Origin of the sequence: Streptomyces laculatispora (assembly GCF_017353455.1) — a bacterium.
Classification (GTDB): domain Bacteria; phylum Actinomycetota; class Actinomycetes; order Streptomycetales; family Streptomycetaceae; genus Streptomyces; species Streptomyces laculatispora.
On sequence record NZ_JAFMPZ010000056.1, the window covers coordinates 1 to 7,775 of the forward strand.

At 72.5% G+C, this 7,775-nt stretch carries 8 protein-coding genes; 4 read left to right on the plus strand and 4 right to left on the minus strand.

Features of this window, described 5'->3' with window-relative positions; all coding sequences use genetic code 11:
- The coding region (locus J1C73_RS02325) for an ABC transporter transmembrane domain-containing protein (protein ID WP_207314840.1) at positions 1-1,381 on the minus strand (1,381 nt) is incomplete at its 3' end.
- 244 nt (positions 1,382-1,625) lie between these two features.
- Between J1C73_RS02325 and J1C73_RS02330 the strand changes: the two genes are divergently transcribed.
- From J1C73_RS02330 to J1C73_RS02345, 4 genes are all read left to right on the plus strand, one after another.
- The gene (locus J1C73_RS02330) at positions 1,626-2,693 is read left to right on the plus strand and encodes a FecCD family ABC transporter permease (protein ID WP_207314841.1); all 1,068 of its coding nucleotides are present in this window, start codon (positions 1,626-1,628) and stop codon (positions 2,691-2,693) included.
- Positions 2,690-3,790 (plus strand): FecCD family ABC transporter permease, encoded by a 1,101-nt coding sequence (locus J1C73_RS02335; RefSeq protein ID WP_207314842.1) that lies wholly within the window; start codon positions 2,690-2,692, stop codon positions 3,788-3,790. Before J1C73_RS02330 ends, J1C73_RS02335 begins: the two co-directional genes overlap by 4 nt.
- Positions 3,791-3,870: 80 nt before the next feature.
- On the plus strand, positions 3,871-4,770 hold the full coding sequence (locus J1C73_RS02340) for an ABC transporter ATP-binding protein (protein WP_207314843.1): 900 nt from the start codon (positions 3,871-3,873) through the stop codon (positions 4,768-4,770).
- A gap of 189 nt (positions 4,771-4,959) precedes the next feature.
- On the plus strand, positions 4,960-5,490 hold the full coding sequence (locus J1C73_RS02345) for a GNAT family N-acetyltransferase (RefSeq protein WP_372446639.1): 531 nt from the start codon (positions 4,960-4,962) through the stop codon (positions 5,488-5,490).
- Positions 5,491-5,535: 45 nt separating this feature from the next.
- On the opposite strand, the gene argB is transcribed toward J1C73_RS02345, so the two are convergent.
- From argB to J1C73_RS02360, 3 genes are all read right to left on the minus strand, one after another.
- On the minus strand, positions 5,536-6,306 hold the full coding sequence (argB, locus tag J1C73_RS02350) for an acetylglutamate kinase (RefSeq protein WP_242643593.1): 771 nt from the start codon (positions 6,304-6,306) through the stop codon (positions 5,536-5,538).
- Positions 6,307-6,489: 183 nt separating this feature from the next.
- Positions 6,490-7,146, minus strand: a complete 657-nt coding sequence (locus J1C73_RS02355) for an isochorismatase family protein (RefSeq protein WP_207314845.1) — start codon at positions 7,144-7,146, stop codon at positions 6,490-6,492.
- A 98-nt stretch (positions 7,147-7,244) separates the two neighbouring features.
- On the minus strand, positions 7,245-7,775 hold a 531-nt coding region (locus J1C73_RS02360), incomplete at its 5' end, for a DUF2470 domain-containing protein (RefSeq protein WP_207314846.1).

Consider the following 7,775-nt stretch of genomic DNA (forward strand, 5'->3'; position numbering starts at 1 on the left):
GCACGGTGTCGCCGCCGTCGGGCAGCAGCCGGGCGACCTCGTCCGCCGCCGAAGCGGCGAGGGCCTCGTCGACCGGGGCCGCGTCGTCGCGGGCCCCGGCCCGTACGTTGTCCAGCAGGCTGGTCTCGAACAGGTCGGCGTCGTGGTGGGCGACCAGGACGGCGCGGCGCAGCCCGTCGGGGGCGAGCGCGGTCAGCGGTACGCCGTCGAGCTCGATCAGCCCGTCGGCGGGATCCCGCTCCCTGGCCAGGCAGAGCAGCAGATCGGCCGCCGCGGCCGGATCCCCGGTGACCACTCCGATCAGTTCGCCCGGCCGGATGTCGAGATCGACCCCGCGCAGCGAGCCGAGCCGGACCCCGCTGAGCCGCAGATGCCCTGCGGCGCCGTCGGACACCTCGGACTCACCGCCCTCGACGGCCGCGGGCGAGTCCAGCACCTCGGCGATCCGGCGGGCGGAGGCGCGGCCCTGGGCGAACTCGGCGTTGACGTAGGTGAGCAGCTGGAACGGGCCGAGGAGGAACTGCGCGAGTCCCACCGCCGCCACCAGGTCACCGATGCTGATGCTGCCGCGCATGGCGAGGTAGGCGCCCACGATCCCGATGACCGCGATGAAGACGCCCGTGAGCGAGAGGACGGCGCCCTCGTGGCCGGCCCGGCTGCGGGCCGCCCGCAGCGCCGCGGCGAGCGAGTCCTGGCTGGTGGTGCGGTAGCGGGCCACGGCGGCCGACTCGGCGCCCATGCCCTTGAGGACACGCAGTCCGGCGACCAGGTCGGCGGCGACGCCCGAGGCGTGCGCGGCCCGTTCCTGCTCGGTCTCGCTGCGCCGTTCGAGCGGCCGGCTGATGCGGTGCCCGAGCCACAGCAGCGGGGGGATGCCCAGCAGGACGAGGAGCCCGAGCGGAACGGAGATCCTCAGCAGCGCCACCGAGCTGATCACCAGCGCGGAGGTCGCGGTGACCCCGTAGGCCAGGACGGTCGCCACCGAGCCCACTCGCCGGGCGTCGTTGGTGGCGATACTGGTGAGCGCGCCGGGCAGCCGGTTCGCGTCGGCGCCGCCGCGCGGATCGAGCACCCGGGCGCCGAGCTCCATCCGGAGCCGGTGCGCGGCGCGTTCCCCCGCCCCCTCGGCGAGCCGGGCGCTGCTCCGGTAGCAGTTCGACAGCACCAGGAACAGCCCCGCGAGCACCAGGAGCCAGCGCAGCAGCGACGGGGAGGAGCCGGTGGCCACCGCCGTGTCGATGGCCGCGCCGATGACGACGGGCACCAGGGCCTCACACCCCTGGTGCACCGTGCCGAGCAGGGACGCGGTGACGACTCGCCGCCGCTGCCCCCTGATCGCCCTGCGCAGGACGTGCCCCCCGGTCGGTCCTCCAGCTGGCATGCGGGCCTCCGCGAAGAGTCTGGGAAAGTTAGGTAAGGCTACTCTAAATGGGTGGTCTCGGTGGTACGTCGACCGCGACGTGCCCGGTCACGGTGGTGCACGCCATTTCCCGGGCGGGGGACGCGCGTTGACCGTGCGGCACTGTTCGGTTAGCCTCACCTAAGTTGAACCCGGGGTCCCTGCGTCACGTTCCGGCGCCCTATCGCTCGCGGTGCACCCGAACCGCCGTCAGGGGGAGTTGTCGTTGTCGGTCGAAACCCGGACGGCTCCCGAGCACCCGGCCGACGTCCCCGACGTCCCGAAGCCGGCCCGGACCGCCAACACCCTGCGGGCCCTGGGACTGCTCGCGGCGCTGGGCGCCCTGGTCCTGGTCGGACTGCTCAGTGTGTGGGTGGGCACCCGCGGCATCCCGTTCACCGCCACCTGGAGCGTGCTGTGGCACCCCGACGGCTCCGAGACCTCGATCATCATCCATGACTACCGCATCCCCAGGACGCTTCTGGGGCTGCTCGTGGGCATGGCCCTCGGCCTGTCCGGCGCGCTGATGCAGGCCCTGACCCGCAACCCGCTCGCCGACCCGGGAATCCTCGGCATCAGCCTGGGCGCCTCCGCCGGAGTCGTCGTGGCCATCGCCTTCCTCGGGGTCGGCTCGGTCCTGGGCTATGTGTGGTTCGCCTTCATCGGCGCGGCCGTCGCCTCCGTCGCCGTCTACCTCCTGGGCTCCTCGGGCCGCACCCTGGCCACACCCGACCGGCTGGTCGTGGCCGGGGCGGCGATGACCGCGGTGCTGTACGCCTTCAACTCGGCGGTGCTGCTGCTCAACCCGCGCGCCTTCGACCAGTACCGCTTCTGGACGGTGGGTTCCCTGTCCGGCCGGTACTACGACGTCATTCACGTCATCCTGCCGTTCATCGCCGTGGGCCTCCTGATCGCCCTCGGGCTCGCCCCCTCGCTCAACGCCCTCGCGATGGGCGACCAGCTCGGCCGCGCCCTCGGCCTGAACGTCGGCCGCACCCGGGTGCTGGGCGCCGTCGCCGTCATGCTGCTGTGCGGCGCCGCCACCGCCGCCGCCGGACCGATCGGCTTCGTCGGCCTCGCGGTGCCGCACGTCGCCCGGTTCGTCGTCGGCCCCGACCAGCGCTGGGTGCTGACGTACTCGATGCTGCTCGCCCCGGTCCTGCTGATCGGCGCGGACGTCCTGGGGCGGGTCCTCGGGGCGCCGGGCGAGGTCCAGGTGGGGATCATCACCGCGTTCCTCGGGGCGCCGCTGTTCATCGCCCTGTGCCGCCGTCGAAAGCTGGTCATGCTGTGAGCGCCGTACGGGAGAAGGGCCCCGCCGGGGCCGGTACGGACACCGCGGAGCCGCGGGTCGTCAGCGGACTGGTCCTGCGCACCGGGCCGGGCGGGCTGTCCGTACGGGTCCAGGGGCGCGTCCTGGTGGTGACGGCCGCGATGCTCGTCGCGCTCGTCGCGGTCGCACTCGTCACCCTCACCACCGGCGACTTCGAACTCTCCGTCGGCGAAGTCCTGCGGGCCGTCCTGGGCCATGGCTCGGGCGGCGCCGACTTCATCGTCAACACCCTGCGGATGCCACGCCTGTTGACCGCGATGTGCGTCGGCGCGGCCCTCGCGGTCAGCGGGGCCGTCCTGCAGAGCCTGACCGGCAACTCCCTCGGCAGCCCGGACATCATCGGCTTCACCAACGGCTCGGCCGTCGGAGCGCTCCTCGTCATCATCGTGCTGCACGGCAGCATGACCCAGATCGCGGTGGGCGCGCTGATCGGCGGCCTCGCCACCGCCGCCGCCATGTACCTCCTCATGCTGGGCAGAGGACTTCAGGGCTTCCGGCTGGTCGTCGTCGGCATCGGCGTCAGCGCACTGCTGCTCGCCGTCAACTCGTACCTGATCACCCGGGCGACCTGGCAGGAGGCGCTGGAGGCGCAGGCGTGGCTGATCGGCAGCCTCACCAACCGGGGCTGGCAGCAGGCGAACACCATCGGGATCGCGGTCCTCGTCCTGCTCCCGCCCGCCTTCTTCCTCGCCCGCCGGCTCTCCATGGTGGAGATGGGCGACGTCACCGCCATGGCGCTCGGGGTCGACGTGGCGCGCACCCGGGCGCTGCTGCTCGTCATCAGCGTGGCCCTCGCCGCCTTCGCCACGGCGGTGACCGGGCCCATCTGGTTCATCGCACTGGCGGCGCCCCAGCTCGCCCGGCGGCTGACCCGGGCATCGGGCCCCGCGCTGGTCCCCGCCGCACTCATGGGCGCCCTGCTGCTGGCCGCGAGCGACCTGCTGGCACAGCGCCTCTTCGCCCCCTCACTGGTCCCGGTGGGTACGGCGACCGGGACCATCGGGGGGCTCTACCTCATCTGGCTGCTGATCACCGAGTCGCGAAAGAGCCGCGCATGACCCGAAAGACGCCACGTACGACACGCATGTCCGAAAGGACCGGCCCGAGCGCGGACTCCGCGACGACGGAGGGGACTCATATGAACGGGACGCCCCCGGCGGCGGCCGCGCGACTGCGGGCCGAGGACCTGACGCTCTCCTACGAGCAGCGGACCGTGGTCAGTTCGCTCGGCGTCGAGATTCCCGACCGCTCCTTCACCGTCATCATCGGGCCGAACGCCTGCGGCAAGTCCACGCTCCTCAAGGCACTCGCACGGATGCTCAAACCCCGCTCCGGGCAGGTGTATCTGGACGGCGCCGGCATCGCCACGTACCGCTCGCGCGAGGTCGCCCGCCGGCTGGGCCTGCTCCCGCAGTCCTCGACCGCGCCCGGCGGCATCACCGTCGGGGACCTGGTGGCGCGGGGCCGCTATCCGCACCAGGGATTGCTGAAGCAGTGGTCCGCCGACGACGAGGCGGCCGTTCTGGAGGCGATGCGGCAGACCGGTGTGCTGGATCTCGCCGACCGCCCGGTCGACGACCTCTCCGGGGGGCAGCGCCAGCGGGTCTGGCTCTCCATGGTGCTGGCGCAGCAGACCTCGATCCTGCTCCTGGACGAGCCCACCACCTTCCTCGACATCGCCCACCAGGTCGAAGTGCTGGATCTCTGCGCCGACTTGCACGCCCGCAAGGGGCACACCGTCGTGGCGGTGCTGCATGACCTCAACCAGGCGTGCCGTTACGCCACTCACCTCATCGTGATGCGGCCCGGCGGCACGATCGCGGCCGAGGGCGATCCGGCCACCGTCATGACCGCCGAACTGGTCGAGGACGTGTTCGGGCTGCCCTGCCGGATCATCGACGACCCGGAGACCGGCACGCCCCTGATGGTGCCGGCCGCGCCGCAGCGGTACGTGCCCGAGGACGTCCCGGTCCGCAGCGCCGTCCCCGGGGCCCCCGCCGACTCCATGATGGCCGAGACCGGCCGGGGCGTGCGCTGAGGGCTCCACCGGCCCGCGAAGCCCGGTGTTCACGCCCGTTCGGGGTGTGCGGTGCCGCACCAACACCACCCCTGGAGTGCCGACTTGATAAATGAATTTAGGTAAGGCTAACTTAACTCATATGGTTCACCGGGGTGTGCGGCGATCCGGCCGCCCTTCGCGCACGGTGGAACCCGAGGAAGGAACGCCTTGATCACGGCCACTCCGCACCCCGCCGCCGCGCTGACACACACCCCGCACGCACCCCTTCCCGACGTGGTCCGGGTGCGCCGGGCGCGTCCAGCGGACGCCGCCGCTCTCGTCGCGCTCTCCGAGCCGTTCGTCCGCTCGGGAGAACTGCGCCGACGGCCCGCCCGCGTCTACGCCGCCCGGGCGGCCGACTTCCTGGTCGCCGAGGAACCCGATGGCGGCCTTCGGGGCTGCCTCGCGCTCGGTTTCCACCCCGGTGAGGATCACGGCGCGACCGCCGCGGGGGTCCTCTACAACTTCTGTGTCGCCCGGCAGCGGCAGGGCACCGGCCTGGGTGCGCGGCTGCTGGGCGCGGCACTCGCCGAGGCGCGGGCGCAGTCGCTGGGGGCGCTGTTCACCGCGACGACCGGCAGCGGGCGCCTCTTCCTGCGCCATGGCTTCGCTCCGGTCCGTCCGGGTCTGGCTCCGCGCGCCTGGGCGCGCACTCTGGATCCCCGGCGGGGTGCGCGCGTGCTCGCCCGGGCGCTGTGACGACGGTGGCGTGCCCCGGACGCCGGGGGCACGCCAGCTGGCACCTCAGGCGTCCGGGAGGACGGTGGTCCCGGGGCTCTTCTCGTCCAGGGCGCCGCGCAGTACGGCGTGCGGCACCCGGCCGTCCAGGACCTGCGCCCGTCCCACTCCGGCGCGGACCGCCCGCAGGCAGCCCTCCATCTTCGGGAGCATCCCGCTCGCCAGCCCCGGCAGCAGACCGTCCAACTCGGCTGCGGTCAGGCGCTCGATGACCTCGGTGCTGTGCGGCCAGTCCGCGTACAGTCCCTCGACATCGGTGAGCATCACCAGCCGCTCGGCGCCGAGGGCGACCGCCAGGGCCGACGCCGCGAGATCGGCGTTGACGTTGTAGACCTGCCCCCCGGTGCCGCGCGCGAGCGGTGACACCACCGGGATGCGGCCCAGCTCCAGCAGCGAACGGACGGTGTCCGGTGCCACGTTCACGATGTCGCCGACCAGGCCGATGTCCACCGGCAGCCCGTTCACCCGGGCGGACCGGCGCACGGCCGTCATGGTGTGGGCGTCCTCGCCGGACAGGCCCACGGCGAAGGGCCCATGTGCGTTGATCGCACCGACCAGTTCACGCTGGACGCGTCCGGTCAGCACCATCCGCACCACGTCGAGGGTCTCCTCGGTGGTCACGCGCAGACCGGCCTCGAAGCGGACCTCCAGTCCGAGGCGGTCGAGCATCGCGCTGATCTGCGGGCCCCCGCCGTGCACCACCACCGGGAGCAGGCCGCAGTGCCACAGCTCCACGACATCGCGCGCGAACATCTCCTGGAGCGAGCCGTCCACCATGGCGTTGCCGCCGAACTTGACCACCACCACCCGGCCCCGCAACTCCTTGGGCGGGTGCGGACCGGTGCGGGGCTCCGTCCGTATCCCGTTCCCGGGCCGTGGTGACTGTTCATGGACGCCGGCTCCGGCCGTCGCGACCCGTACGGTCATCTTGTTCCGTCTCTCCAGAGGTGGGGGACGCGGTCACGCGTCCCGGGGGACCCGGCCGAGCAGCAGATCGCGCAGCAGGCCGTCGGTCGTGCGGACCACCGCGCTGCGAGCCGCCCAGCGAAGCGCCAGGGAGTGCTCCTCCGCGGAGAAATCGGCCACGGCATCGGCGACGACAAAGGGCTGAATATCGTTCATGAAGGCGTCCGCGGCGGTCAGCATGACACCCAGATGGGCGTGCACACCGCACACGATGAGCTGATCCCGGCCCGTGGAGCGCAGCAGCCGGCCGAGATGGCTGTGCAGAAAGGCGTTGGGGCGCACATGGGGCAGCACGTGCTCGCCGGGCCGGGGCGCCAGGGTCTCGACGATGGCGGACTCCCCGGGGCCGTCGCCGATGCCGGGACCCCAGACGTCGGCGACGAGCCCCCGTCTGCCGGGCGATTGGCCGGCAGGCTCCGCACTGAAGACGACCGGGATGCCGAGTGTTGCGGCGAGCTCCCGCAACGCGCCGATGTTCTCGACCAGTTGAACGACCGGGGAGCGCCCCGGCGGGAACGCCCGCACGAAGTGGTTCTGCATGTCGTGGACGAGCGGTGCGGCCCGTCCGGGGTCGATGGTCCAGGAGGGCCAGGAGCGGGGGAGAGCCGTACCGTCGGGCATGTCGTAGGACTCGACGACTGGCAGGCCCATGACCGGCCCCTCCCCTGATGATCCGGTGATCCGGCCGTGGCGTGAGGACTCATTTCGACTTAGTGAAGCCTAACCTAAGCTGCCTGTTGTGGAGGGGGTCAGGGGTGTGAGTGGTGGTGCTGGTGCGCACAGCTCCGGGGTGCGGTGAGGAGTCGCCGGATCTGCTCACCGGCGTCGGTGGCGTCGCGTGCGAGTGCCGGAAAGAGCAACTGGAGGTCGCAGTGGCCGGATGCGTACTCGCAGCGCAGGGTGATGCCGTGGCGGTCCAGGGTGAGGGGGAGCGACCGGATCATGCCGCGCGGCAGCCGGGAACCAGCGAGTCCGAGCAGGCCGGCCATCAACTCCTCGTGCGAGTCGGCCAGATGGGTCAGCATGGCGGCCTCCTCGACGGCCAGCGGGTCGGGTTCGGCGAGGGCGATCTCGTCCAGCCCGACATCCGTCGCACCCGCCGGGGTCCGCAGGGAGACCCGCGCCGCGTCGAGCCGCAGTGCGTCGCCGCCCGCGGGCGCCAGCCAGCCGGAGACCGTCACCCTGGCGCGGACGCGGTCGCGCAGCGGGGTGGGGGCGATGTCGGTGAACTCCAGCAGGGCGGCAAGGCTGCGCATGGGCGCGTCTACGGCCTCCTGGGT

Coding starts and splice junctions, on each gene's coding strand:
- J1C73_RS02340 (WP_207314843.1), top strand. CDS start 3,871: ATGAACGGGACGCCCCCGGCGGCGGCCGCGCGACTGCGGGCCGAGGAC.
- argB (WP_242643593.1), bottom strand. CDS start 6,306: ATGGTGGACGGCTCGCTCCAGGAGATGTTCGCGCGCGATGTCGTGGAG.
- J1C73_RS02355 (WP_207314845.1), bottom strand. CDS start 7,146: ATGGGCCTGCCAGTCGTCGAGTCCTACGACATGCCCGACGGTACGGCT.